We start from the raw sequence: 24385 nt of genomic DNA on the forward strand, positions 1-24385 counted from the left end.
TCGCTTACATGGCAGCCGTCTTGTTGATCGGCGGCGCCATCGTGTTCGGAATCTGGAGGGGCTGAATGCAGTACGTGCGCCAGAGCAGCAAGGCTGCGCGCGCCCGCAAGGGTGGTCACCTGATCATCCTTCGCGGCTACGAGGACGGTCCGGACCCGGTCATCCAGTTCCGCGACCCCTCGGCCTGGGGCCAGGAACACGACCGCGTTCCGCTCAGCCGCCTGGCGCACTCGTACACCGGCCGCGCGATCACCTTCGCGCCCCTGAGCGACGGAGAGTCCTGATGACCGAGGCAATCGGCGAAACGACCGAGGTCGAAGGTGGCCGGAGGATCGCCGTGCTCGGGGAAATGCTTGAGCTGGGTGACGAGGCAGTAGAAGCGCACCGAGGGATCGGGCGCTTCGCCGCCGAAGTCGGTGTCGATCTCGTCCTCGCAATCGGCGGAGACCTTGCGAAGCAGCTCGCCCTCGCTGCCGGCGCCGCAGGCGTGCCCGACGTGGCGACGGTGGGAGACAACAAGACCGCCGCCGCCCTCCTGCACACAATTCTTCAGCCGGGAGACAGGGTGCTCATTAAGGCGTCGCGGGGCGGCCAGCTCTGGCAGATCGCTCAATCCCTCACGGGCCAGCCCGTTACGGATCTGTCCGGCCAGCACCTCACCTGAGGCTGGCGCCCGGACCCCAACTCGCCCAGCACACCGCTACGCCGTGCTGGAGACTTCCTCGGTCGCCGACCCGCCGCCACAGGATCGCCACACAGCACTGAGAAACACCCGGAAAAGTTCACAAAGAGTGAGCACCGATCACTCGGCCACAGAGGCATAGAAGTGGCCCCTGACCAGGTAAAACACCTGATCAGGGGCCCCTCCTTGGCTTACCGACAGACGAGCCAAGCTATACGCCGGGTTCTGTGCACCCGGGACCTCGCGGTCGTCGGGGCGACGGCCATCCATCTAGGACCGGCGTTGCCGCCGGCCTCGTGCGGTCTACCCGCGGACTCGGGCGGGCAGCCCTCGTACGTCCGCGCAGGACCACCTCGCGGCGGCCCCTCTTGACCTTGCTCCGGGTGGGGTTTACCTAGCCGCCTGAGTCACCTCAGGCGCTGGTGGTCTCTTACACCACCGTTTCACCCTTACCGAGGACCGAGGTCCCCGGCGGTCTGTTTTCTGTGGCACTGTCCCGCGGGTCACCCCGGGTGGCCGTTAGCCACCACCCTGCCCTGTGGAGCCCGGACGTTCCTCGGGAGGCCCCTCTCGGGACCCCACGCGGCCGTCCGCCCGGCTCGTCTGCCGTGGGGGCCATGCTACCTGCCGATTCAGAGGAAGTCGGCCGTCTCCAGGTCGAAGCCGAAGGGCTCGGGGAGGGGGAGGGACTTACCGAACGGCACCGTGTGCTGCTCGCGATAGTCGCCGCCCTCCGGGTCCGTGAAGAGCGTCACGGAGGAGGTGTCCCTGTCCACGAGGAGATACAGCGGGATGCCTCCACGGGCGTAGCAGCGACGTTTGATCTCGCGGTCGGCCATGGGGCGGGTAGAGGTCACCTCAAGCACCATCGCCACCCCGTCGCAGGGCATCCAGGGCTCGGCGCCGCCGAACAGATCCAGTTCCGCCCGTGCGAACGTACCGTCCGGGATGACATGATCTCGCGGACTGTCGGGAATGCCCCGCAACGTCAGGCCTTTGTTCCCAGCGAGGTCCATGTCCGTCCGAGATCGCCTGACCACCTGCTTGACGATCCTGCCGATGCACTTCTCGTGGTCCCCGTCCGGCGGCGGCGTCACAACGATCTCTCCCTCGATCAGCTCCGCGCGGAAGCCCTCCGGCGTGTCCAGCGCCAGGAAGCCCTCCAGCAGGACGTCCGCCCGCGTGAGTGGTTCGTGTTGCATGGCAGTCATGTCGTCAGCGTCGGACATCGAGGCACCCGCCGTCCGTCGGATCGAGGTCGTTCCCCCGATCGTGGCACATGATCGGCGCGGGCCGACGGACGTCGCTTGACCTTGTCGCAGCGTCAACGTTTCTACTGGCCCCATGCGAATCGGAGAGATGGCCGAGCTGGTGGGGGTGACCCCGCGGGCCGTGCGGCACTACCACCACCTCGGGCTGCTGCCCGAGCCCGCCCGGCGGGCCAACGGATACCGGGAGTACGGGGTGCGCGACGCCGTACTGCTCGCGCGGATCCGGCGGCTCACGGAGCTGGGACTGGGGCTCGACGAGGTGCGGGACGTGGTCGCGGGGGACGCCGGGCGGGATCTCGTCGAGGTGCTCGAGGAGCTGGACGACGACCTGGCGCGGCAGGAGGCGCTGATCCACGGACGGCGGGCCCGGCTGGCCGCGCTCCTCGCGCAGGCCCGCGGCGGGAAGCTGACCGCGGAGAGTCCGGTGTCGCCGCTGCTGGCGGAGGTGTTCGGGGACATGGCCCGCACGTCCGCCGGGCTGCCCGGGCCGGAGCCCGCGATGGCGGCCAAGGACCGTGAGCTGCTGGCGCTGCTGGACACCGTGGTGCCGGCACCCGAGCGGGGGCGGCTGATGGGGGCGATGCGCCGGATGACGGAGGTACCGGCGGCGATGGAGCGGGCGTACGCGCTGTACGGGGACCTCGACGCGCTCGCCGACGCCGACCCGGCCGATCCACGGGTCGGGGAGACCGCCCGGAAACTGGCCGCCATCCTGCCCGAGGAGATGGTGACGCACGTCGAGGCCGGGGCGGGTGACGTCCGGGACGACGGATTCATGGACGCCCTTCTCGCCGAGCTCTCCCCCGCCCAGGCCGCGGTCGTGAAACGCGCCCTGGAGCTGCTCGTGGAGCGTGCCCGGTGAGCCGGCTGCTGCGGGTGCTGAGGACCGTCGCCTACGCGGTGCTGCCCGCCGAGGTGTTGCTCGCCGTCTGTCTGGTGGCCGGTGCGGCGGTCCCACTGCCCGTCCTCGCCGCGGCCGAAGCCGCCGTCGCACTGCTGCTCGGCGCCGAGGTGTTCACGTACGTGACGCTGCGCAGGCGCGGCCTGACCGGACGGCAGGCGGTGGCGGAGCTGGTGCCCGTACCCGTGCTGCGGCTGGTGGGCCACGAACTGCGGCTGATGCGCAGCCTGTTCCTGTGGGCGGGGCGGCGGCGGGACGGCGTCGGGCCGGGCGACCGTGCCTTCGGGCACGCCCGGGACCAGGCCGCGCTGATGTACGGCTTCACGTTCGTGTGCGTCGTGGAGACGGCGGCCGTGTCGTATCTGCTGATGGACCGGCCGACCGTGCACGCGGCTGTGCTCGTCCTCGACGTCTACACCGTGTTGTTCATGCTGGGCCTGCAGGCCGCCTCCGTCACCCGCCCCCACGTCCTGTCGGCGGACACGCTGCGGCTGCGCCGGGCCGGCCACGTGGACCTGCGCATACCGCTGGACCGGATCGCCGGCGTCCGGTACGAGCCGCGCTTCACGCACGAGCCGCGGGACGGCGTCCTCGATCTGAAGGTCGCCGCGCAGACCTCGGTGACGCTGGAGCTGTCGGAGCCGGTGCCCCACGCCGGTCTGCTCGGGCGGGAGCGGCCCGTCCGCACGGTCCGCGTGCACGCCGACGACGCGAAAGCCTTCGCGACGGCCCTGCGGGAGGCCGTGAACACCGAGCGCCCGGCGCAGGCGCCGGTCACGCCGGCGTGAACCGCACCTTCGCCCGCCCCGGATCCGCCTCGGTGAGGCGGACCCGCAGCCGCTCCCCCAGGGGCAGCGGCGCGCCGCCGCCGTCGACGCGGGCCACCACCGCCGGGTCCTCGAGCTGGACGGTGCCGGCGGAGGGGTCGTTCTCCTCCACGTCCACGACGACCGCGTCGAACAGTTCATCGATCCGGCCGCGCAGCAGCACCGCCTCGAGGAGGTCGAGGCACTCCCGCTCCACGGTGTTGCCTCGGCGCGAGCCCACTGCCATCTCCGCCGGCAGCTCCTCCAGGGCGGCGCTCGCCCACTCCGGCGGCTCACGGCCCGCCACGGCGGCGAGGCACAGCTCGCCGGCGTAACGGTCGACGAGCCGGCGCAGCGGCGCGGTGCAGTGGGTGTACGCGGCGGCGACCGCCGCGTGGACGGCGGGCACGGGCAGCACCCCGCCGGTGAACGTCGAGTACCCGGCGCCGCGCAGCAGCGTCGTGCACTCCTCGAGGAAGGCCGCGTTGCGCGGTTCTCGCGGGTCGAGGGAGCGCACGAGCTCGGCGTACGAGACGTGGTGCGGCCACTCGACGTGCAGGGCCTGCGCGGAGCGGCGCAGCCGCGCCACGGCCCCGTCGGGGGCAGTCGGCAGGGTGCGCAGGACGCCGGTGCCCGACGCGGTCATCAAACGGGCGGCGGCCATGCCCGTGAGGAGTGAGATCTGGGCGTTCCAGCCTTCGGCGGGGCGCGGGGCGCGGTAGGCCAGGACGTAGGTGCCGTCGTCCCGTTGCGCGATCTCCTGCTCGGGAACGTTCAGCGAGATGCCGCCGCGCTCGATCTCCAGCGTCTCGCGCAGCTTCCCGATCTCCCGCAGCAGGGCGAGCGGTTCCTCCGCTGTGCCGGTGTCGATCTGCCGCTGCGCGCCCGCGTAGTCGAGCCTGGCGCGGCTGCGGACGAGCGCGCGGCGGACGTCGGCGGTGACCGTACGCCCCTCGCCGTCGAGGTCGATCCGCCACAGCAGCGCGGGGGCGCTCTGGCCGGGGAGCAGGCTGGCGGCGCCCTCCGAGAGGGCGGGCGGGTGGAGGGGGACCTTCCTGTCGGGGAAGTACAAGGTCTGCACCCTGCGGTGGGCCTCCGAGTCCAGCGCGCCGCCGGGTGTCACGAAGGCGGCGACGTCGGCGATCGCGTAGTGGACGCGGAAGCCGCCGTCGCGGCGGGCGAGGTGCATCGCCTGGTCGAGGTCGACGGACGCGGGCGGGTCGATGGTGAAGAAGGGGATGTCCGTCCCGTCCTCTTCCGGCAGCCGCGGCGCCTTCGCCGCCGCCTCGGCCTCCGCGAGGACCGCTGCCGGGAAGTCGCCCGGCACGTCGAGCGTCGTGCGCAGCTCGCGCAGGGCGGCACGCAGCGGGGCCTCGGCTGCGCCGGTCGCGTTCATCTGGCGGCGGGGCATGGACCGAGCGTAGGACGGGGCGGGGGTGGTGGCATTTCGGCGGCCCCGGTGCTTTGTACCCTTGCGCGGGGCCTCACCCCCGCCCGTGTTCGTACGAAGGAGACCGCTGTGCTTGTCCTGTTGCCGCCGTCTGAGGGCAAGGCCGCCGCCGGCCGCGGGGCTCCGCTGAAGCCGGAGTCGCTGTCGCTGCCGGGGCTCGCGGAGGCACGGGCCGCCGTGCTGGACGAGCTGGTCGAGCTGTGCGCGGCCGACGAGGCGACAGCGCGGCAGGTGCTCGGGCTGAGCGAGGGCCTGCGCGGCGAGATCGCGAAGAACGTGGAGCTGCGGACTGCCGGCACGCGGCCGGCCGGTGAGATCTACACGGGCGTGCTGTACGACGCCCTGGGCCTGGCCACGCTGGACGCGGCCGCGCGCAGGCGGGCCCGGCAGTCGCTGCTGGTGTTCTCCGGGCTGTGGGGCGCGGTACGGGTCGGCGACCGTATCCCGCCGTACCGCTGCTCGATGGGGGTCAAGCTGCCGGGGCTCGGCGCGCTGGGCGCGTACTGGCGGAGTCCGATGGAGTCCGCGCTGCCGGAGGCGGCCGGCGGCGGGCTGGTGCTCGACCTGCGCTCGTCGGCGTACGCGGCGGCGTGGAAGCCGAAGGGCGAGGTCTCGGGTCGTACGGCGACGGTGCGGGTGCTGCACTCGCAGATGGTCGACGGGGTCGAGAAGCGCTCGGTGGTCAGCCACTTCAACAAGGCCACGAAGGGCCGGATCGTACGGAGCCTGCTGGAGTCGGGCGCGGCACCGAAGTCCCCTGCGGCGCTGGTCGAGGTTCTGCGGGACCTCGGGTACGCGGTGGAGGCGCAGGCGCCGGAGAAGGCGGGAAGGGCGTGGGGGCTGGACGTCGTGGTGTCGGAGATCCACTGACCCTCGGGGCGTATTGCATTCTGTGCAACGTTCGTTGCGTACTGCGGTCACCCTGGGCAGGATGGGCCGCGTGACCTCCGTGCTCGACCTCGCGCCCGTGATCCCTGTCGTCGTCCTCGACGACGCCGCCGACGCCGTGCCGCTCGCGCGCGCCCTCGTCTCCGGGGGACTGCCCGCGATCGAGGTGACGCTGCGGACCCCGGCCGCGCTCGACGCGATCCGCGCGATCGCGGCGGAGGTGCCGGAGGCGGTCGTCGGCGCGGGCACGGTGATCTCGCCTGCGAACGCCTCAGAAGCGGTGGCGGCCGGGGCGCGTTTCCTGGTCAGCCCCGGCTGGACGGACACCCTGCTGGACGCCGTGCGGACGTCCGGGGTGCCGTTCCTGCCGGGCGTCTCGACGGCGTCGGAGGTCGTGGCGCTGCTGGAGCGCGGGGTGAGCGAGATGAAGTTCTTCCCCGCGGAGGCGGCGGGCGGGACCCCGTATCTGAAGTCCCTCGCCGGGCCTCTTCCGCAGGCCCGCTTCTGCCCCACGGGCGGAGTCTCCCCGGCGTCCGCGCCGGACTACCTGAGGCTGCCGAACGTGGCGTGCGTGGGGGGTACGTGGATGCTGCCTGCGGACGCGATCCGGGCCGGGGACTGGGCGCGGGTCGCGACGCTGGCGCGGGGGGCGGCGGCTATGGGGCAGCGGCGCTGAGGGACGGGACGCGCCGGGGTGGCGCCTGCGGCGGGCGTTTCCCGCTGCCCGCCGCTTCCCTGAACCGGGGCAAGTCCCGGACCCCGTACCGCCCTCCGGGCTCCGCCCGGGCCCGGCACCGTGCTTTGCGTGGTGGCCTCGAACTCCCCCTACGGCCCGGCGGCCGGGGAGGGGCCCCCAGGCCGGGGCTGGAGTTGCCCTGCCACTCCAGCCTCGCCGGCGCTCGAAGCGCGGAGTTCGGGGCGGAGCCCCGACAAGACCGGCATGCTCCAGCCTCGCCGGCGATCGAAGCGCGGGGTTCGGGGCGGAGCCCGGTTCGGGAAGGGGCGGGCGGGAATCAAGCCCGCCGCAGGCGCCACGCACCCGCATCCGCCCCATGCCCTCAGCGCAGGTGCCACGTGCCCACACCCTCAGCGCAGGTGCGACGTGTCCACACCCTCAGCGCAGGTGCGACGTGTCGTTCAGGAGGCGCAGCGACGCGTTCCCGTCCGCGTAGTAGGCCACCGCCGACAGCGACGCCGCCGACAGTTCCATGCGGAACAGGGACTCCGGCGGCGCGCTCAGCGCCAGGCGGACCAGCGTCTTGACCGGGGTCACATGGGTGACCAGCAGGACCGTGCGGCCCTGGCAGCGGGCCAGGAGCTTGTCCCGGGTCGCGGCGACCCGTCGCGCCACCGTGGCGAAGCTCTCGCCGCCCCCCGTCGGCGCGGCCTTCGGGGAGGCCAGCCACGCGTCGAGGTCGTCGGGGTAACGCTCCCGCACCTCCGCGTACGTCAGGCCCTCCCACGCGCCGAAGTCGGTCTCGCGCAGGCCCTCTTCGAGGGTCACCCCGAGGCCGAGCCTGCCGGCGACCGCGTCCGCCGTCTCGCGGCAGCGCCGCAGCGGGGAGCTGATGATCTCCTGGACCGTGCCCCGCTCCGCGAGCGCCGCGGCGACGGCGTCGGCCTGGCGGCGGCCCACGGCGGAGAGCACCGGGTCGCTGCCGCCGCTGCCGGAGAACCGCTTCTCGGGGGTCAGCACCGTCTCCCCGTGCCGGAGCAGCACGAACGTGGCGGGCAGCCCCATGTCGGGCGGGCCCCATCCGGGCGCGGGGGCGGCCGCGGGGACGGGTTCCGTGACGGCCGTGGCCGTCTGCGGCCCGGGGGCCGCGGGCACGGTGAGCGCCGAGGCCCCGGCCGGGGCGTCGCCCGTCGCCCGCCCCAGCGCCGCCCGCGCCTTCGCCGCGCCGGCCGCCGCGTCACCGACCACGCGCGCAGCCTCCGCGTCGCGCGCGTCGAGCGCCGCCATGGAGCGCGACGGCTCCCACTGCTTGCCCTTCTTGCCCGCGTCCATCGCCTCGTTGGCGAGCCGGTCCGCGTGCTTGTTGCGCTCGCGCGGGATCCACTCGTACGTCACGCGGCCGGGCGGGAAGACCCGGGCGGCCTCGGCTGCCAGGGGCTTCATGTCGGGGTGCTTGATCTTCCAGCGGCCCGACATCTGCTCGACGACCAGCTTGGAGTCCATCCGCACGCGGACGGCGGCCTCCGGGTCGAGGGCGTGCGCGGCCTTGAGGCCGGCGACCAGGCCCTTGTACTCGGCGACGTTGTTCGTCGCCACGCCGATGTACTCGGCGGCCTCGGCGAGAGGTTCGCCGGAGACCGGGTCGAGGACGACCGCGCCGTATCCGGCGGGGCCTGGGTTCCCCCGGGAGCCGCCGTCGGCCTCGACGACGAACTCCCGCATCAGAGTCCCGACTCGGACGTACGGACGAGGATGCGGCGGCAGTTCTCGCAGCGCAGCACCGTGTCGGATGCGGCGGCACGGACGTCGTTCAGCTCGGTGATGTTCAGCTCGAGCTGGCAGCCCTCGCAGCGCCGCTGGAACAGCCGTGCCGCCCCCACTCCGCCCTGCTGGACACGCAGCTTCTCGTACAGCTTCAGCAGGTCGGCCGGGACGGAACCTGCGACGACCTCGCGCTCTTTGGTGACGGACGCGGCCTCGGCGTCGATCTCCTCCTGCGCGGCGTCCCTGCGGGTGACGGCGTCGTCGAGCTTGCCCTGTACGGAGGAGACCCGCTCGGTCAGTTCGGCGACCCGCTCCTGCACGGACTCACGGCGCTCCATGACCTCGAGGACGATGTCCTCCAGGTCGCCCTGGCGCTTGGCGAGGGAGACGATCTCGCGCTGGAGGTTCTCCAGGTCCTTAGGCGAGGTGGTCGCGCCGGAGTCCAGGCGCTCCTGGTCGCGGGTGGCGCGCTGGCGCACCTGGTCGACGTCCTGCTCGGCCTTGGTCTGCTCGCGAGCGGTGTCGCCCTCCTCGGTCTGCGCGGCGACGAGCAGGTCCCGCAGCTGGGTGAGGTCCTTGGTGAGCGACTCGATCTCCGCGTGCTCGGGCAGCGACGTGCGCTTGTGCGCGAGCTGCGCCAGTCGCCGGTCGAGGGCCTGGACGTCGAGGAGTCGGATCTGGTCGGCGGGCGCGGCGTTCAGTTGGGGGCTCCAGAGGGGGAATCGTGGTGGGCGGACCAGGGGTCGGTGACCGTCGTCGAGACGTGGACCCGCAGGTCCCAGCCGTGCCGGTCGGAAATCTCGTCGAGCTGTGCCGCGGCCTGTTCGCACCAGGGCCATTCGGTGGCCCAGTGCGCGGCGTCGACCAGGCCGAGCGTGGTGTGCTGGGTGGCTTCCGAAGCCGGGTGGTGGCGCAGGTCGGCGGTGAGGAAGGCGTCGACACCGGCGGCCCGTACCTGGTCGAAGAGGCCGTCGCCGGAGCCGCCGCTGACGGCGACGGTGCGGACGGCCGCTTCGGGGTCGCCGGCGAGGCGGATGCCCTGGGCGGTGGCCGGCAGGCGTTTCGCGGCGCGGGCCGCGAAGTCGCGCAGCGTCTCCGGGTGATCCAGTTCGCACACCCGGCCGAGGCCGCGGCGCCCCTGCGGGTCGGTGACGTCGGGTACCAGGGGGCGGATTACGCGAAGGTCGAGCGCGCCGGCGAGGGCGTCGGAGACGCCGGGGTCGGCGGTGTCGGCGTTGGTGTGCGCGACGTGCAGCGCGATGTCGTTCTTGATCAGCGTGTGCACGACCCGGCCCTTGAAGTGACCGGCCGCGACCGTCGTCGTACCCCGCAGATAGAGCGGGTGGTGGGTGACGAGGAGGTCCGCGCCGAGACCGACCGCCTCTTCGACGACATCCTGGACGGGGTCGACGGCGAACATCACCCGGGTGACCTCGGCGCCGGGGTCTCCGCAGACCGTGCCGACGGCGTCCCACTGTTCGGCCCGCTCAGGGGGCCACAGGGCGTCGAGCGCGGCGATGACTTCAGACAGACGGGGCACGCAGCAAAGGCTACCTGCCCCGCCCGCCCACGCGGTGTGCGCCTGCTTCACGAGGCCCCTCACGCGGTGTGCGCCTACTTCGCCGAACCCGCCCACGCCGTGTACGCCCCCCGCCGAACCCGCCCACGCCGTGTACGCCCACCCCGCCGAACCCGCCCACACCGTGCGCGCCTGCTTCACGAGGCCCGCCCAGGCGGCAGCATGCGCCTACTCGACGAGGAAGCCGCGAAGGTCGTCGAGGACCTCGTCGGCGGCGGTGACGCCGAGACCGAGGTACCAGGTCTCGTCGGGGACGTCCTCGGCCTGTCCGGCCTTGACGGCCTTCAGGTTCTTCCACAGCGGGTTGGACTCGGCGGTGTCGCGCTTGGTCTTCGACGGCTCTCCGTAGACGCCGGTGAAGATCCAGTCGGCGTCGGCCTCGTCCATCTTCTCCGGGCTGATCTCGACGGCGAGGTCGTCGATGTCGATCTGCTGGTTCTTCGGCCGTGGGACGCCGGCGTCGTCCAGGATCGTGCCGATGAAGGACGCCTTCGCGTAGAGGCGGATCTTGCCCGGCATGTAACGGAGCATGGTGACCGTCGGTTTCTTCTCGCCGAGGTCGGTGCCGAGCTGCCGCGCCTTCTTCGCGTACGCGGCGAGCTTGGCCTCCGCCTCCGCCGTCCTGTCGAGGGCGGCCGCGTCGAGGAGGTAGTTCTCCTTCCAGGTGAAGCCGGGGCGGATGGAGAAGACGGTAGGAGCGATCTGCGACAGCTCCTTGTACTTGTCGCTCGCGCGCAACTGGCTGCCGAGGATCAGGTCGGGCTTCAGGGCGGCGATGGCCTCGAGGTTGAGGCTGTTGATGGTGCCGACGCTCTTGGGGGCGCCCGCGGTCTTCTTCAGGTACTCGGGGATGCCGTCGTCACCCTCGGTCGGTGCGTAGCCGACCGGCTCGACGCCGAGAGAGGCGACGTTGTCCAGCTCGCCCACGTCGAGGACGACGACCGCTTGGGTTCGGCCTTGATCTCGGTCGTGCCGAGTGCGTGGGTGACGGTGCGGGGGAACTGGCCGGGCTCGGCGTCCGTGCCCATCGCCGCGGTCTTCGCGGCGGCGTCGCCGAAGTCCTCGCCGCCCTGGGCCACGGACTTCTTGCCGCCGTCGTCCGCCTTCGCACCCATGCCCTCATCGGCCTCGCCGCCGGCGCCGCAGGCTGCGACCGAAAGGGCGGCGGCGAAGGCGACTGCGGCGGCTGTACCGGGGCGGCGTAGGGACATGAGGTGCTCCTGCTCTGCGCACTTAGGTGGGCCTTACCTTACGCACGGGCCGGGCGGGGAGCACAACCACCCTCTCCTTCTCAGGCAAACCGGCACATGGCCACCCTTATGTGTGAAGAGCCGTGGCTCGTGCTGTTCGGGAGGGAGTGCGATACCTAGCTTCGGAGGCCGGAGGTGACGCATCGATGACAGCCTTGGCCATCGAGACCGCCACGGAGGACGGGGCGGTCGCGGGCAACGACGGTACGGACGGCGCGGCCGGCACCGGCGGCACGGAGCCTGCGAGCGCCGGGGACGCGGAGCCCCCGGCGGCCGTCGGCGGACCGGCCATCACGATCACCGCGGACGGGACGTACGGGGCCCGCCTCGCCGGTACGGGCGAGGCACTGTATCCCGAGCGCTGGACGCTCGACGGACCCGAGCCGTACGCCGTTTCGCTGCCGCTCGACCAGCCGGAGGAGCCCGAGGCGCAGGTTCTGCCGCTTGCCGACGGCCGCGTCCTGATCCGCCGCCGGGTCGCGGAGCGGCACACCTTCTCGCTGCTCTACCCCACCGGCCCCGCGACGGGCGAAGTGGCTCTCGGGGCCGTCGCCGCCGAGGAGTTGACCCTCCTGCCGCCGTCGCCGGACGGGGCCCGTGCCTACGCCCTGGCCCCCGGTGAGCGCACGACCGGCATCTGGCTCGTGGCGGGCGGTACGGCCGGACCCGAGCACCTCGCGGACGTGACCGGGCACTGCTCGGGCGGCGTGTGGCTGGACCGTACGGGCCGCCTGCTCGCGCTCGACCGCAGACGGCCGGACGGCGGGCCGGTGAAGTCGGTCGCGGTCGATCTGGAGCGGGGCGGCGAGGTGACGCCACTGCTCCAGATCGCCGAGGACAGTGACGACCGGCTGCTGCTCGCGGACGCCGACAGCGGTCTGCTGCTTGTCCGTTCGAACGCGCCGGGGCCGGGCCAGGACCTGCTCGGCTGGGGTGTGCTGGGCAGTGCGCGGCCGGTGCGGTTCCCGCGGAGCCTGCGTCTGCCGGACGCACAGGTGACACCGTTCGCCGTACAGCCGGGGCAGGTGCTGATGCCGGAGAGCTGTGCGGTGGCGCTGCGGATCGACGGCGCGGCGGGCAGCCGGCTGGGAGTCTGGCGCCCCGCGGACCGGATGATGCATCAACTCATGGCACCGGAGGGGTGGTTGACGAGCTCCGGGACGTGGAGCCGGGACGGTGTGCTGCAACTGCCCTGCGCGACCGCGTCGATGCCGTGCGGGGTGGCTCGGACCCGGGCGCCGGAGCCTGTCGTTCTCTCTGCAGAAACCTATCCTCAGGAGTCGGCCACAGAACCGGCACAACCGGAAGCCGCAGGTGGGGAACCGTGCGAAGGCTCCGTCACTCCTGTTGTGTGCAGGCCGGTTCCCTTGCAGCAGGCACCACTCTCCGGCGGCATCGCCCGTGGCTAGACTCACGGGCCGGGGCGACCGGGCCACGGATATCACGGGCACGGCCGGGCGCCCTGCGACACACGTACGCAGCGATCACACGGGGTGACTTCCCACATGTCTGAAGCCCGAACCGACACGGCCCACGAGCGCCCGCACCCCGCGGCCGCCCTGCGGGGCGACGGCGGCGGAGCCGGCAAGCACCGGGGCGGTGCGGCGACGGAGGACGCGGCGACGCAGCCGCACGGCCGGCACCGTCGCCCGTCGGGGTCCGAGGGGCCGTAACGACTCGTCGTACGGCCGAGCAGGGTGGTGGAAGCCGGAGGTCTTCCACCACATGCTGCACCAGCGCAAGTCGCGGCGCGGGGAACCGCTCGGGGTGCGGACGTCCCAGCCCGCTACCGGCCCAGGGGCCGGTCTCGGGGTCGAAGCCGGTCTCGGGGAGGAACACTGCCGGCCGACTCGGTCGGCGTGGCGCTGCCGGCAGTGCTCGACACACCGGCGCCGCCCGCCCCGGCGATCGAGGTGGGGGCGCGGGGAGGGGCGGAGCACCCCCGGTCCGGGAGGAGTGGGGCAGGGGAACCGCAGGTCTACCCCCGCCGCAGCGACAGCACCTCCGGCGACGCGAACGTCTCCCCCCGCGGCCGCCCCGCGAAGTACGGCGTCAGGACCTCGTCCAGTTCCGCGTACGTGAAGACGTCCTTCGCCGTGTCGTACTTCGCCGCCACGGCCGGGCGGGCCATCACCGCCACCATGCCGCCGTGGACCACCAGCAGTTGCCCGTTGACCGCGGCGGCCGCCGGGGAGGCCAGGTAGCCGATCAGCGGGGCCACGTGCTCGGGGGCGAGGGGATCGACGGCGTCCTTTGCCGGTTCGGCGAAGCCCGCGAAGACGTCCTCGGTCATCCGGGTCCGCGCCCGCGGGCAGATCGCGTTCGCCGTGACGCCGTACTTGGCCAGCGCCGACGCCGTCGACATCGTCAGGCCGACGATTCCCCCCTTGGCAGCCGCGTAGTTCGGCTGACCCGCCGAGCCTGCGAGGAACGCCTCCGAGGAGGTGTTGACGATCCGCCCGTACACCGGGCCGCCGGACGCCTTGGCGCGTGCGCGCCAGTGCTCGGCGGCGAAACGGGTGGTGTTGAAGTGGCCCTTGAGGTGGACGCGGATGACCGAGTCCCACTCGTCCTCGCTCATCGAGAAGACCATCCGGTCCCGCAGGATGCCCGCGTTGTTGACGAGGACGTCCAGCTTGCCGTGTTCGCGGACCGCGAGGCCGATCAGGTCCCGTGCCGATTCAAAGTCGGCGACGTCTCCGTGGTGGGCCACCGCGCGGCCGCCCGCCGCGCGGATCTCCTCTGCGACGGATTCGGCGGGCGTGCCGGACGACGCGCCCGTGCCTCCCCCACGGCCTTCGGCATGGGAGGTGCCCCCATGCCCCGGCTGCCCGAGGTCGTTGACGACGACCGCCGCGCCGAGCCGGGCGAGTTCCAGCGCCTCGGCCCGGCCGAGGCCGCGGCCGGCGCCGGTGACGACCGCGCTGAGGTCTTCGAGGGGCAGGGGCAGGGAGGACATGGCGAGGCTCCTCACAGCTCGACGCAGGTACGCAGGGCCTCGCCGCTGCGCATCTGCGCGACCGCGTCGTTGATCCCCGCGAGCGGCACCCGGTGGGTGATGAGGCCGGCGAGGTCGATCCGGCCGGCGCGCCACAGCGCGATGGCCCGTTCGTAGGAACGCAGCACGTCCCCGCCGCCGTACATGGACGGCAGAATGCGCTTCTCGTCGAAGAACAGCTCGAACATGTTGAGCCGGAGGTGGTCGTCCATCGCGCCGGCGCCGACGACGCACAGTGTTCCGCCGCGCCTGGTCGTCTCGTAGGCGGTGCGGGCGGTCGCGGACCTGCCGACGACCTCGAAGACGTAGTCGAAGCCCTCCCCCGCGGTGATGCGCTGCTTGGCGTCGGCGAGGCCGTCGGGCGCCACCGCCTCCGTCGCGCCGAACCGCAGGGCCGCCTCCCGCCGGGACTCCACCGGGTCGACGGCGACGATCTGCGCCGCGCCCCGGACCTTCGCCCCCTGGATCGCGGAGATGCCGACGCCGCCGCAGCCGATGACGGCGACGGACGAACCGGCCTCCACCTCGGCCGTGTTGACGGCCGCGCCGAGTCCGGTGGTGACGCCGCAGCCGATGAGCGCGGCGATGTCGAAGGGCACGTCGTCGGGGATCGGCACGGCGCAGCCGGCGTCGACGACGACCTCCTCGGTGAAGGTCCCGGTGCCGGCGAAACCGAAGACGTCCCCGCCGCCGCGGCGGAAGTTGGGGGTGCCGGCGTTCATGAACCCGGCCAGGCAGAGATGGCTCTGGCCGCGCCGGCACGCGGCGCACCCGCCGCACGCGGGCAGCCAGCACATCAGCACCCGGTCTCCGGCGGCGAGGCCGGTGACGCCGTCACCGACGTCGAGGATCTCGCCGGCGCCCTCGTGGCCGGGGACGAAGGGCGCGGGCTGGGGCAGGACGCCGGTCATCGCGGAGATGTCGGAGTGGCACAGCCCGGTGGCCCGGATGCGTATCCGCACCTTGCCGGGGCCGAAGCCCACCGCCTCCACGTCGTCGAGGACTTCGAGTTCGTCCCGGCCGATCTCGTGCACTACGGCTGCGCGCATGACGGGTCCCTTCAGCAGGCGGTCACAGGGTCTCTACGAGGGTGTCGGCGAGTACGGGCACGTCGCCGCGTTCGACGGCGGTCACGGTCACCCGGACACGGCCGTCCTCCTTTGTCCACATGCGGATGCGGAGCGTCTCGCCGGGGAAGACGACGCCCGCGAAGCGCGCGGCGTACGAGCGGACGCGGGTGACGTCCCCGCCGAGGAGCGTGTCGACGACCGCCTTGAGCGTCATGCCGTAGGTGCACAGGCCGTGCAGGATCGGCCGGTCGAACCCGGCGAGTTTCGCGAACTGTGGGTCGGCGTGCAGTGGGTTCCAGTCACCGGAGAGCCGGTAGAGGAGGGCCGCGTCCTCCCGGACGGCGCGCTCGACGGTCCGGTCGGGTGCCCGCTCCGGCGGCTCCAGGCGCTCGGAGGGCCCTCGTTCCCCGCCGAAGCCGCCTTCGCCGCGCACGAAGAGCCGGGCGTCGCTCGTCCACAGCGGCCCGTCGTCGTCGGCGGCCTCGGTGCGCAGGACGAGGATCGCGGCCTTGCCCTTGTCGTACACGGCGGCGACGCGTGAGGTGGCGGTGGCCGTGCCCTTGACGGGGACGGGGCGGTGGAGTTCGACCCGCTGGCCGCCGTGGAGCACGGAGGCGAGGTCGATGTCGAGGCCGGGGGCGGACAGCCGGCCGACGACGGCCGTGCCGGCCCCGGCGACGGTCGCGAAACTCGGCAGCACGTGCAGCCGGGACTCCAGGGTGTAGCGCAGTTCGTCGGGGTCGGTGGCGGGCCGGCCGGCGCCGACGCCGAGGTGGTAGAGCTGGATGTCCTTGTGGTCCCAGGTGATGGTGGTGGAGCGGGGTCCGGCGGCGACGGCCTTCGCGGCATCGATGGGCATGGGGCTGCTGCTCCTCGAGGAGGGGAAGACCTCGGCGCGACCGTCCGCACCGTCGGCCGCACCGAGGTCGTACGGGACCGGCCGGGCGAGCTCGTTCTAGAACGCGTTCCAGGCCGATGGCGTCCATGTATAGCGCGGCCGCCGACAGTTGTGAAGACGACTGACGGTACGTCAGATACGCCGATGCCCCGTCCGGCTCCGCCCGGGACGGCACGGGTGCACGCCGCCGGCTCCGCCGGTGAGGCCGCACGCTCACGGCGGGCCTCGGGCCCCGGGCGGGCCGCACGCTCACGGCGGGCCCCGGCCCCCGGGCGGGCCGCACGCGCACGCCGGGCCCCGGGCCGCGCGGCGGCTCCGTGCGAGCGCCGAACCGCCGGTCCGGTCGTAGCCTGAGCCCATGGACGAGATGCCCCCCGCGTACAGGCCCACCAGGTCGGTACGGGTGCTGATCGCGGAGGACCACGGCATGGCGCGCGGCGCGCTCGCGCTGCTGCTGCGAATGGAGCCGGACCTCGACGTCGTCGCCCAGGTGGGGCGCGGCGACGCCGTCGTGCACGCGGCGCTCACGTACCGGCCGGACGTGGCCCTGCTGGACGTCGAGCTGCCGGTCCGCAGCGGCCTGGACGCCGCCGCGGACCTGGCCCGGGAGGTCCCGGACTGCCGGGTGCTGATCCTCACCACCTTCGGCCGTCCGGGCCATCTTCGACGGGCCATGGAGGCGGGGGCGGCGGGCTTTCTCGTCAAGGACGGGCCGGTGGAGGAACTGGCGCAGGCGATCCGGCGGGTGCTGACCGGCGAGACGGTCGTCGACCCGGCGCTGGCGGCGGCCGCGCTCGGCGCCGGTCCCAACCCGCTCACCGCCGGGGAGCGGGACGTGCTGAACGCGTCGGTGGGCGGGGCCACGGTGGCCGACATCGCGGTGGCGCTGCGTCAGCCGGAGCCGACCGTACGGAACCGTCTGTCGTCGGCGATCGGCAAGACGGGCACCCGCAACCGCATGGAGGCGATGCGGGCGGCCCGTCAGCAGGGCTGGCTGTAGCCGCCGACGAGGCGGCCCTACGCCCGGTCCGCCGTCGGCCGGGGCAGCCACAGCAGCATGAGCACCGCCGCCGCCAGCAGCACCCCCGTGCCCGTACGGAACGCCATCGCGTAACCGGCCGTCAGCGACTCGGCGTCGGTGGCGCCGCCGGAGCGGGCGGCCGCGACCGTGGTGAGGACCGCCAGGCCCAGCGCGCCGCCCATCGTCCGGGAGGTGTTGATCAGGCCGGAGACCAGGCCGGCGTCCTCGGGGGCCGCACCGGAGGTCGCGAGGGAGGCGAGCGGGGTGGCGACCAGGCCGATGCCGGCCATCATCAGCACACCGGGGCCCGCGATGGAGGTCAGGTACGCGCCGTGGGCGTCCATCGTCGACTGCCAGCCGAAGCCGGTCGCCGCGATCAGCGCTCCGAGGGCGGCGACGTTGCGTGCGCCCGCCCTGGCCATCAGCGGCGGCGCGAGCTTGGAGCCGACGACGATGCTGACCGAGCTGGGGATGAGGGCGAGCCCGGCCTCGAGAGGCGTATAGCCGAGCACGTTCTGGGCGTAGACGGTCATGAAGAACCACATGGCGAACGAGGCCGAACCGGTCACCAGCATGGCCACGTTGGCGGCCGAGACCGCCCGCGAGCGGAACACCTTCAGCGGCATGAGCGGGGCCTTCGCCCGGGCCTCCACCGCCAGGAACGCACCGAGCAGCACGAGCCCGCCGAGCAGCGGCAACAGGGTCGCCGTCTCCCCCCAGCCCGACTCCTCCGTCTGCACGATGCCGTACGCGACGGCCGCCAGGCCGCCGGTCACCAGGACCGCGCCGGGCAGGTCCAGCCTGCGGCTCCCGCCGGTCCGGCTCTCGGTCAGCCACACGGCGGCGACCGCCAGCACCAGCGCCCCGACGGGCACGTTGATCAAAAGCACCCAGCGCCAGGACAGCAGGTCGGTCAGCACGCCGCCGACCAGCCCGCCGGCCGCGCCTCCCGCCGCGCCGACTGCCGCCCAGGTGGCGATCGCCCGGGTACGGGCGGGGCCCGGCGGCACGGCCGCGGTGATGATGGTCAGCGTGGCGGGCGCCAGCACGGCGGCGCCCAGCCCCTGCACTCCGCGGGCGGCCAGCAACTGCCAGCCCTCCTGCGCCAGTCCGCCGGCGACGGACGCGGCGGTGAACAGGCTCAGCCCGGCCAGGAACATCAGCTTGCGGCCGAACATGTCGGCCGCCCGGCCGCCGAGGAGCATGAAGCCGGCGAACGCGATCGAGTACGCGTTGAGCACCCACTGCAGCCCGGCCGGGGACAGCGCCAGGTCCGCACGCATCGACGGCAGCGCCACATTGACGACCGACACGTCGAGCACGACGAGGAACTGGCCGGCGCACGCGGCGGCGATCACCGCCCACGTGCGCGGGGACGGCGTGGCGGGAGCGGGCCGGACGGGCTCGTGTGTCTTCGATGCGGGACGGACCATGCGTGTCATGGTCGCAGCCGCCGGGCGGTCCGTACATGAGGATTTCGGAGGAGCCGCCGCGGCCTGCGGTCCTGGGTCCCGTGCCGGTGACTTGGGGCGGCTGCGCCTCTCCGTCTTCCGTGTAGTGAGGGTGGGGCAGGTCAGGGCGCATGCGGGTGAGCGGTCGCCGGGCCGGATCGCGGTCGGGGCGCCGACGCCGGCTCCGGGCACGCGAAAAGGGGCCGCCCCCGGGCCGGTCGGGCGGGGAAGACTCAGCGGCTCGCTTCTTCCCGTGTGTCGAAGGCTTCACGGGCGCGTGCGATGGCGGGCATGTTCTCCGAGGCCCACGCCAGCAACACGTCGACGGGAGGCCGCAGGGTCTTGCCGAGTGGCGTGATCCGATACCTGATCGCCACCGGGCGGGTGGAGGCGACCTCGCGCTCGACCACGCCGTTTCGCTCGAGTCGCCGAAGTGTCGCGGTCAGCGACTTCTGTGTGACCTGCGGGATGACTCGGCGCAACTCGTTGAAGCGGCACGGGCGTTCGCACAGTTCGCCGAGAACGCTCAGCGACCACTTGTCGAGGACCTGGTCGAGCAGTTCGCGATGCGGAGGGCCGATGAGGAATTCGTCCTCGGTATCCATGGGGAAACCTGGTCTCGTTGAAGTGTCCTTTTTCCATTAAGTAGCTTACGGATACCTGGTTCACCGGATACCCGGCTCAGAGGGAGAACACCGATGACCGTCCAGCACTTCACGCCGGAAGGCATGCTGCAACCGGCTCCGTATCACCACGTGGCCGTCGGCACCGGCACGACACATGTCCACGTCAGCGGTCAGGTCGCACGCCGGGCCGATGGGTCTCCGGTCGCACCCGGCGACCTGGCCGGGCAGGTCGCCCAGGCACTGCGCAACACCTCTGTCGGGCTGGCGGGCGCGGGCGCGTCGTTCGCAGACGTGCTGCGCCTGACGTTCTACGTGACCCGGTGGAGCCCGGAGAAGATCGGCGACCTCATGGCCGGTGTGGAGGCCGTCGCCGACGAGATCGGGCTCCAGCTCCCCATGCCGCCGGCCTCCCTGATCGGTGTCGAGTACCTCTTCGAGCGGGATGTGCTCGTAGAAGTCGAAGCAACCGCACTGCTGGACTGACCCTTGAGGCATGCCTTCCGGCCTCGCCTCCCTGCGGTCGCCACCCCGGGCGCCGTACTCGGGCAACCGGGCGGCCTCCGAGTCACCGGCAGGGGGACGAGGACCGCCGCAGCAGTGTGACCACCGCCGCGCCGCCCAGCCCGATGTTGTGAGCGAGGCCGGTGCGGGCGCCCTCGACCTGCCGCGCTCCGGCCTCTCCGCGCAGCTGCCGCACCAGTTCTGCGGCCTGCGCGAGCCCGGTGGCGCCGAGCGGATGCCCCTTGGAGATGAGGCCGCCTGACGGGTTGACCACCCACCGCCCGCCGTACGTCGTGGCGCCGCTCTCGACGAGCTTGCCGGACTCCCCGTCCGGGCACATGCCGAGCGCCTCATAGGTCAGCAACTCGTTGACGGAGAAGCAGTCGTGCAGCTCGACGACGTCCACGTCCTCGATGCCGAGCCCCGACTTCTCGTACGCCGCCAGCGCCGCGGCACGGGACATCGGCCTGCCGACGACGTCGATGCACGAGCCGGAGGCGAAGGACTCCTCGGTGTCGGTGGTCATCGCCTGGGCGGCGATCTCGACCGCCTTGTCGTGCAGGCCGTGCCGGACGACGAAGCGTTCGGAGACGACGAGGGCGGCGGCCGCGCCGTCGGAGGTCGGTGAGCACTGGAGCCTGGTCAGCGGCGGATGGACCGGTTTGGCGGCGAGTATCTCGTCGACGGAGTACACGTCCTGGAACTGGGCGTCGGGGTTGCCGGCCGAGTGCCGGTGGTTCTTGGCCGCGACGGCGGCGAGCTGCGCGACGGTCGTCCCGTACCGCTCCATGTGCTCGCGGGCCGCGTTGCCGAAGATCTGCGCGGTGGGCGGGGACTGCGCGAAGCCGTGCCGGGCGGCCATGACGCCGTAGTGGCGGGCGACGGGCGAGGCCGCGAAGTCCCCCTGCCCCGCCCCGCCGCCGAGTGCGCCGCGGGTCATCTTCTCGAAGCCGAGGGCCAGTACGCAGTCGCCGGCGCCGCCCTCGACGAACTGCCGGGCCAGCATCAGCGCGGTCGCGCCGGTGGCGCAGTTGTTGTTGACGTTGTAGACGGGCACCCCGGTGAGCCCGAGTTCGTACGCGGCCCGCTGCCCGGCGGTTGACTGCTGGAAGCAGTATCCGACGGCCACCTGGTCGACCTGCCCGTACGCGACGCCGGTGTCGGCGAGCGCGGCGGCGCCGGCCTCCCGCGCCATGTCCCAGTACTGCCGGTCGCCGGTTTCCGGCTTCTCGAACTTGGTGGTGCCGACGCCGACGATGTACGCCTTCATCTCCGGCACTCCTTCCGTCTCGCGGACAGGCCGGGAACGGGCGACAGAGTAGAACACGTTTCAATCCGACGGAACCCGTTTCACGCATGGCGCAGCCGATGCGTTCCGGCTCCGCCTCGGCCAGGCGGGCAGCGGGTCGCAGACGAAGTCCGCATGCGCGCTCGGCAGGGTCGAGGCGTCTCCGCCCGCAGTAGGGCGTCCGGCTTCACTTCGTCGCACCGGGCAGGGCCGGCGATGTCTCCGGCACCCGACACACGGCAGACCAGCCCGCGGCACCCGGCACACGGCAGACCAACCCGCGGTATCCGACACACGGCGGACCAACCCGCGGCACCCGACACACGGCAGACCAGCACCCGACACCCGGCACCCGGCGGAGCAGCCCGGCACGCGCGTGACGCCCTCCGCCGCGTCGACGACCACGCGGGTCATGGCGTCGCGGTCCTCCTCGTCGTCTTCGCTCTGCGTGCCGGCGCCACGAGGCCCGCGGGGCGGGCCGTCGGAGCCGGCCTCCGGCCGCCACGGAGGCGACCGCCGCACACGCGGTGGGGTGGTGCCCGCCGGAGCCAACGGCGCGTAGGGCACGATGGCCTCCCCATCCGTACACCCCCCGTCCAGCGCACGCACGCCCCTTCCCCGGAGGAACCGATGCCCGCCGCCACCCCCGAGCCGGAGATCCTCGCCGCCTTCGAGGCCGCCAAGGGCTTCATGCCCGTGGAGGAGGGCCTCGCCCTGTACGCCGCCGCCGCCGAGGCGGGTGCGCTCGGGCTGCCGCTGCTGGAGGTGGGGACGTACTGCGGGCGCTCGACGATCCTGCTGGCGGACGCGGCCCGCGCTGCGGGGACGGTCGCCGTGACCGTGGACCACCACCGGGGCAGTGAGGAGCAGCAGCCCGGCTGGGACTACCACGACCCGGAGACGGTGGACCCCGAGATCGGGCTCATGGACACGCTTCCCGCCTTCCGCCGCACCCTGCACAGGGCGGGCCTCGAGGACCACGTCGTCGCGATCGTGGGGCGGTCCCCGCAGGTGGCGAAGGTGTGGTGCGGGCCGGCCGGACTGGTCTTCATCGACGGCGGCCACACCGACGAGCACGCGGCGAACGACTACGAGGGCTGGGCCCCTCATGTCGCCCCGGACGGTCTGCTGGCGATCCACGACGTCTTCCCCGACCCGGTCGACGAGTGGACCGGCCAGGCGCCGTACCGCATCTATCTGCGGGCCCTGGCGTCCGGGGCGTTCACCGAGGTGTCGGCCACCGACTCCCTCCGCGTCCTGCGACGCACGGGGCCCGGCATCTGAGCACCCGGGCAACCGCCCGCTAGCATCGCGACCGTGTCGTACGACGAGAACCACCGTGACAACTGGCATCACGAGCCCCGGCCGCGCCGTCTCCGGCGCGGTCCCGTCATCGTCGTCACGGCCGCGGCGCTGACCGTGGGCGGCCTGGGCGGCTGGCTGGCCTGGCAGGCGGACGGCTCCGGTGGCCGCGCCCCCGTCGGGTCCGCCACGACAGCGGCCAAGCCGGGCAGCTCCCCGACCCCCACGCCGTCACCGACACTCGCGCCGCCCACTCCCTCCCCCGCCCCCGCGAAGTCCCCGACGAAGGCGACGGGCCCGCTCGCGGGCAGGGTCGTCGTCGTGGACCCGGGTCACAACCCCGGGAACTTCTCGCACACCCGCGAGATCAACCGGCAGGTGGACATCGGCACCAAGCGCAAGGAATGTGACACGACGGGCACGGCGACCGACGCCGGATACCGGGAAGCCGAATTCACCCTCGACGTTTCACGACGCCTGCGCACACTGCTCGAAGAGCAGGGCGCGCAGGTCGAATTCACCCACGACGCCGATCGTCCGTTCGGCCCGTGCATCGACGAACGGGCACGATTCGGCAACGAAGCAAAGGCCGACGCGGTCGTCTCCGTCCACGCGGACGGCTCTGCGGTCGGCAACCGCGGGTTCCATGTGATCCTCCCCGATCGGGTAAAAGCGGGCGCGGCCGACACTTCAAAGATCGTGGGCCCGTCGCGCGAACTGGGCGAGCGGATCGCCGGCAAATTCCTGCGCGCCACCGGAAGCTCCCCTTCCAACTACGTGGGCGGCGGCACCGGCCTCGACGTGCGCGGCGATCTGGGTGGACTCAACCTTTCGACCGTGCCCAAAGTCTTCATCGAATGCGGCAACATGCGGGATCCTGAGGACGTCGCTCTGCTCACCGACCCGAGCTGGCGGCAGAAGGCAGCCCAGGGATTGGCGGACGGCATCAGCAGCTACCTGACACGGTGAGTGCGATACCGGGCGGACGTCCGGAACCGGCAGACGATAGATTCACCTCTACGATGGGGAGTCACCCCCGTGCTCCGCGTCAGCGCGACCGCCGACAGGCGGCGGCGCAGACCGCCCCGATGATGAGACGACGACGAAGGATTCTTACGTGAACATCCGCTCCCTCACTCGAGGCGACGGCGTGGTGATCGGAGCAGCGGTGGTGCTGTTCATCGCCTCGTTCCTCAGCTTCTTCAGTATCGACTGCCCCAGCAACATCGAGTGCTCCACACCGAACGCCTGGGACAACCTGGGCACGGTGATGTCCATCTACATCGCCGGCATCGTCGGGGCCGGCCTGTTGGTGCTCAGCCGTGCCATGCCGGGCCGCAAGGTCATCGGCATGGAGATCGGCCAGTTCGGCGTCGCCCTCACCATCTTCTCGCTGTGGACGATGTTCTGGACCATCATCGAGCTGAACAGCGCGGGCGCGGGAGCCGTCCTCGGCCTGCTCAGCACCATCGTCCTCGCGGGCGGCGCCATCGCCACCCCCCTGGTCCCGGCGCTCAAGGCCCCGCTCGTCGGCGCCCCGAGCCCCGCCCCGGCCGCCGGTCAGCAGCCGTACGGCATGCAGCCCCAGCCGCAGGGCGGTTACGGCTACCCGGGCGCGGGCGCCCAGCAGCTGCCGTACGGCGGCCAGCCGGGCCAGCCGCAGCCCTACGGTGCCCAGCAGGGCGCCCCGCAGCCGCAGGACGCCGGCCGGCAGGCCGCCGCCGCGGCTCCGGCGGACGCCTCGCAGGGCGGTGCGCTGTCGGACTTCGCCCCGTTCTGGTTCGCCGTGCCGGTGGCCCGCCCGCTGTACGGCGAGGACGGTTCGCCGACGCCGATCGCCGAACTGGCGCCCGGCACCTGGTATTTGGCGGTCGAGCAGCGCGGTCCGGGCCTGGTGGCCCAGACGCAGGACGGACGTCGTGGCGTCCTGCAGGACACCACGGGCATCCAGCGCGGCTGACCC

Annotated in this window: 24 protein-coding genes, 1 other RNA gene and 1 pseudogene; 13 read left to right on the forward strand and 13 right to left on the reverse strand. The window is 72.7% G+C overall.

Translation table 11 applies throughout. The features are described 5' to 3' along the window. Positions 1 to 65 precede the first annotated feature (65 nt). The gene (locus tag AB0903_RS12710; RefSeq protein WP_366701882.1) at positions 66 to 284 is read left to right on the forward strand and encodes a hypothetical protein; all 219 of its coding nucleotides are present in this window, start codon (positions 66 to 68) and stop codon (positions 282 to 284) included. Next, a complete protein-coding gene (locus tag AB0903_RS12715) occupies positions 284 to 664 on the forward strand; it encodes a UDP-N-acetylmuramoylalanyl-D-glutamate--2,6-diaminopimelate ligase (protein ID WP_366701884.1) in 381 nt (126 codons plus the stop codon). Before AB0903_RS12710 ends, AB0903_RS12715 begins: the two co-directional genes overlap by 1 nt. 216 nt (positions 665 to 880) lie before the next feature. Here AB0903_RS12715 and rnpB read toward each other — a convergent pair. Next, positions 881 to 1284: RNase P RNA component class A (gene rnpB / locus AB0903_RS12720), an RNA gene on the reverse strand. A gap of 30 nt (positions 1285 to 1314) precedes the next feature. Continuing rightward, positions 1315 to 1893 carry a Uma2 family endonuclease gene (locus AB0903_RS12725; protein WP_366701886.1) on the reverse strand — a complete coding sequence of 193 codons (579 nt, stop codon included), beginning with the start codon at positions 1891 to 1893 and terminating at the stop codon, positions 1315 to 1317. 133 nt (positions 1894 to 2026) lie between these two features. Here AB0903_RS12725 and AB0903_RS12730 point away from each other — a divergent pair, with 133 nt between their 5' ends. After that, entirely contained in the window at positions 2027 to 2815 is a 789-nt protein-coding gene (locus AB0903_RS12730; protein ID WP_366701888.1) for a MerR family transcriptional regulator, read from the forward strand. Then, positions 2812 to 3642, forward strand: coding sequence for a hypothetical protein (locus AB0903_RS12735; protein WP_366701890.1), 831 nt, complete (start codon positions 2812 to 2814; stop codon positions 3640 to 3642). The genes AB0903_RS12730 and AB0903_RS12735 overlap by 4 nt, the downstream gene beginning before the upstream one ends. Here AB0903_RS12735 and AB0903_RS12740 read toward each other — a convergent pair. Beyond that, positions 3629 to 5071, reverse strand: coding sequence for an RNB domain-containing ribonuclease (locus AB0903_RS12740; protein ID WP_366701892.1), 1443 nt, complete (start codon positions 5069 to 5071; stop codon positions 3629 to 3631). The two genes, AB0903_RS12735 and AB0903_RS12740, sit on opposite strands and share 14 nt — an antisense overlap. A 108-nt stretch (positions 5072 to 5179) precedes the next feature. Here AB0903_RS12740 and yaaA point away from each other — a divergent pair, with 108 nt between their 5' ends. Beyond that, positions 5180 to 5980, forward strand: a complete 801-nt coding sequence (gene yaaA, locus AB0903_RS12745; protein WP_366701894.1) for a peroxide stress protein YaaA — start codon at positions 5180 to 5182, stop codon at positions 5978 to 5980. A gap of 61 nt (positions 5981 to 6041) precedes the next feature. Further along, positions 6042 to 6674, forward strand: coding sequence for a bifunctional 4-hydroxy-2-oxoglutarate aldolase/2-dehydro-3-deoxy-phosphogluconate aldolase (locus AB0903_RS12750; RefSeq protein WP_366701896.1), 633 nt, complete (start codon positions 6042 to 6044; stop codon positions 6672 to 6674). A 438-nt stretch (positions 6675 to 7112) separates the two neighbouring features. Here the strand turns inward: AB0903_RS12750 and AB0903_RS12755 are convergent, their stop codons facing one another. The 4 genes and pseudogenes from AB0903_RS12755 to AB0903_RS12770 form a co-directional block, all read right to left on the reverse strand. After that, a complete protein-coding gene (locus tag AB0903_RS12755) occupies positions 7113 to 8396 on the reverse strand; it encodes a bifunctional RNase H/acid phosphatase (protein ID WP_366701898.1) in 1284 nt (427 codons plus the stop codon). Then, positions 8396 to 9139, reverse strand: a complete 744-nt coding sequence (locus tag AB0903_RS12760; RefSeq protein WP_366701994.1) for a C4-type zinc ribbon domain-containing protein — start codon at positions 9137 to 9139, stop codon at positions 8396 to 8398. The genes AB0903_RS12755 and AB0903_RS12760 overlap by 1 nt, the downstream gene beginning before the upstream one ends. Further along, positions 9136 to 9978 (reverse strand): Nif3-like dinuclear metal center hexameric protein, encoded by an 843-nt coding sequence (locus AB0903_RS12765; protein ID WP_366701900.1) that lies wholly within the window; start codon positions 9976 to 9978, stop codon positions 9136 to 9138. Before AB0903_RS12765 ends, AB0903_RS12760 begins: the two co-directional genes overlap by 4 nt. 207 nt (positions 9979 to 10185) lie before the next feature. After that, positions 10186 to 11228, reverse strand: a pseudogene (locus tag AB0903_RS12770) (iron-siderophore ABC transporter substrate-binding protein). 185 nt (positions 11229 to 11413) lie between these two features. Between AB0903_RS12770 and AB0903_RS12775 the strand changes: the two are divergent. Beyond that, positions 11414 to 12676, forward strand: a complete 1263-nt coding sequence (locus AB0903_RS12775; protein ID WP_366701902.1) for a hypothetical protein — start codon at positions 11414 to 11416, stop codon at positions 12674 to 12676. Between the two features lie 96 nt (positions 12677 to 12772). Then, on the forward strand, positions 12773 to 12940 hold the full coding sequence (locus tag AB0903_RS12780) for a hypothetical protein (RefSeq protein WP_366701903.1): 168 nt from the start codon (positions 12773 to 12775) through the stop codon (positions 12938 to 12940). 305 nt (positions 12941 to 13245) lie between these two features. On the opposite strand, the gene AB0903_RS12785 is transcribed toward AB0903_RS12780, so the two are convergent. The 3 genes from AB0903_RS12785 to AB0903_RS12795 are packed head-to-tail and all read right to left on the reverse strand — an operon-like array spanning position 13246 to position 16194. Then, complete coding sequence (locus AB0903_RS12785) at positions 13246 to 14226, reverse strand: 3-oxoacyl-ACP reductase (RefSeq protein ID WP_366701905.1); 981 nt, start codon at positions 14224 to 14226, stop codon at positions 13246 to 13248. Between the two features lie 11 nt (positions 14227 to 14237). Continuing rightward, positions 14238 to 15314, reverse strand: coding sequence for a Zn-dependent alcohol dehydrogenase (locus AB0903_RS12790; protein ID WP_366701907.1), 1077 nt, complete (start codon positions 15312 to 15314; stop codon positions 14238 to 14240). A gap of 22 nt (positions 15315 to 15336) precedes the next feature. After that, on the reverse strand, positions 15337 to 16194 hold the full coding sequence (locus tag AB0903_RS12795; protein ID WP_366701909.1) for a MaoC/PaaZ C-terminal domain-containing protein: 858 nt from the start codon (positions 16192 to 16194) through the stop codon (positions 15337 to 15339). A gap of 397 nt (positions 16195 to 16591) precedes the next feature. Here AB0903_RS12795 and AB0903_RS12800 point away from each other — a divergent pair, with 397 nt between their 5' ends. Further along, entirely contained in the window at positions 16592 to 17233 is a 642-nt protein-coding gene (locus AB0903_RS12800; protein WP_366701911.1) for a response regulator transcription factor, read from the forward strand. A gap of 17 nt (positions 17234 to 17250) precedes the next feature. Here AB0903_RS12800 and AB0903_RS12805 read toward each other — a convergent pair whose 3' ends face one another. Together AB0903_RS12805 and AB0903_RS12810 are read right to left on the reverse strand one after the other, a co-directional pair. Beyond that, complete coding sequence (locus AB0903_RS12805; RefSeq protein ID WP_366701913.1) at positions 17251 to 18687, reverse strand: MFS transporter; 1437 nt, start codon at positions 18685 to 18687, stop codon at positions 17251 to 17253. A gap of 251 nt (positions 18688 to 18938) precedes the next feature. After that, positions 18939 to 19310 (reverse strand): helix-turn-helix domain-containing protein, encoded by a 372-nt coding sequence (locus tag AB0903_RS12810; protein WP_366701915.1) that lies wholly within the window; start codon positions 19308 to 19310, stop codon positions 18939 to 18941. Positions 19311 to 19403: 93 nt separating this feature from the next. Here AB0903_RS12810 and AB0903_RS12815 point away from each other — a divergent pair, with 93 nt between their 5' ends. Continuing rightward, complete coding sequence (locus AB0903_RS12815) at positions 19404 to 19814, forward strand: RidA family protein (protein ID WP_366701917.1); 411 nt, start codon at positions 19404 to 19406, stop codon at positions 19812 to 19814. Between the two features lie 82 nt (positions 19815 to 19896). Here AB0903_RS12815 and AB0903_RS12820 read toward each other — a convergent pair whose 3' ends face one another. After that, positions 19897 to 21102 carry a beta-ketoacyl synthase N-terminal-like domain-containing protein gene (locus tag AB0903_RS12820; RefSeq protein ID WP_366701919.1) on the reverse strand — a complete coding sequence of 402 codons (1206 nt, stop codon included), beginning with the start codon at positions 21100 to 21102 and terminating at the stop codon, positions 19897 to 19899. 648 nt (positions 21103 to 21750) lie between these two features. Between AB0903_RS12820 and AB0903_RS12825 the strand changes: the two genes are divergently transcribed. From AB0903_RS12825 to AB0903_RS12835, 3 genes are all read left to right on the forward strand, one after another. After that, the gene (locus AB0903_RS12825) at positions 21751 to 22404 is read left to right on the forward strand and encodes a class I SAM-dependent methyltransferase (protein WP_366701921.1); all 654 of its coding nucleotides are present in this window, start codon (positions 21751 to 21753) and stop codon (positions 22402 to 22404) included. Positions 22405 to 22437: 33 nt separating this feature from the next. Continuing rightward, entirely contained in the window at positions 22438 to 23391 is a 954-nt protein-coding gene (locus AB0903_RS12830; RefSeq protein WP_366701923.1) for an N-acetylmuramoyl-L-alanine amidase, read from the forward strand. Positions 23392 to 23539: 148 nt separating this feature from the next. Further along, on the forward strand, positions 23540 to 24382 hold the full coding sequence (locus AB0903_RS12835) for a hypothetical protein (RefSeq protein WP_366701925.1): 843 nt from the start codon (positions 23540 to 23542) through the stop codon (positions 24380 to 24382). Positions 24383 to 24385 lie beyond the last annotated feature (3 nt).

The sequence above is a fragment of the Streptomyces sp. NPDC048389 genome (assembly GCF_040706335.1).
GTDB lineage: Bacteria > Actinomycetota > Actinomycetes > Streptomycetales > Streptomycetaceae > Streptomyces.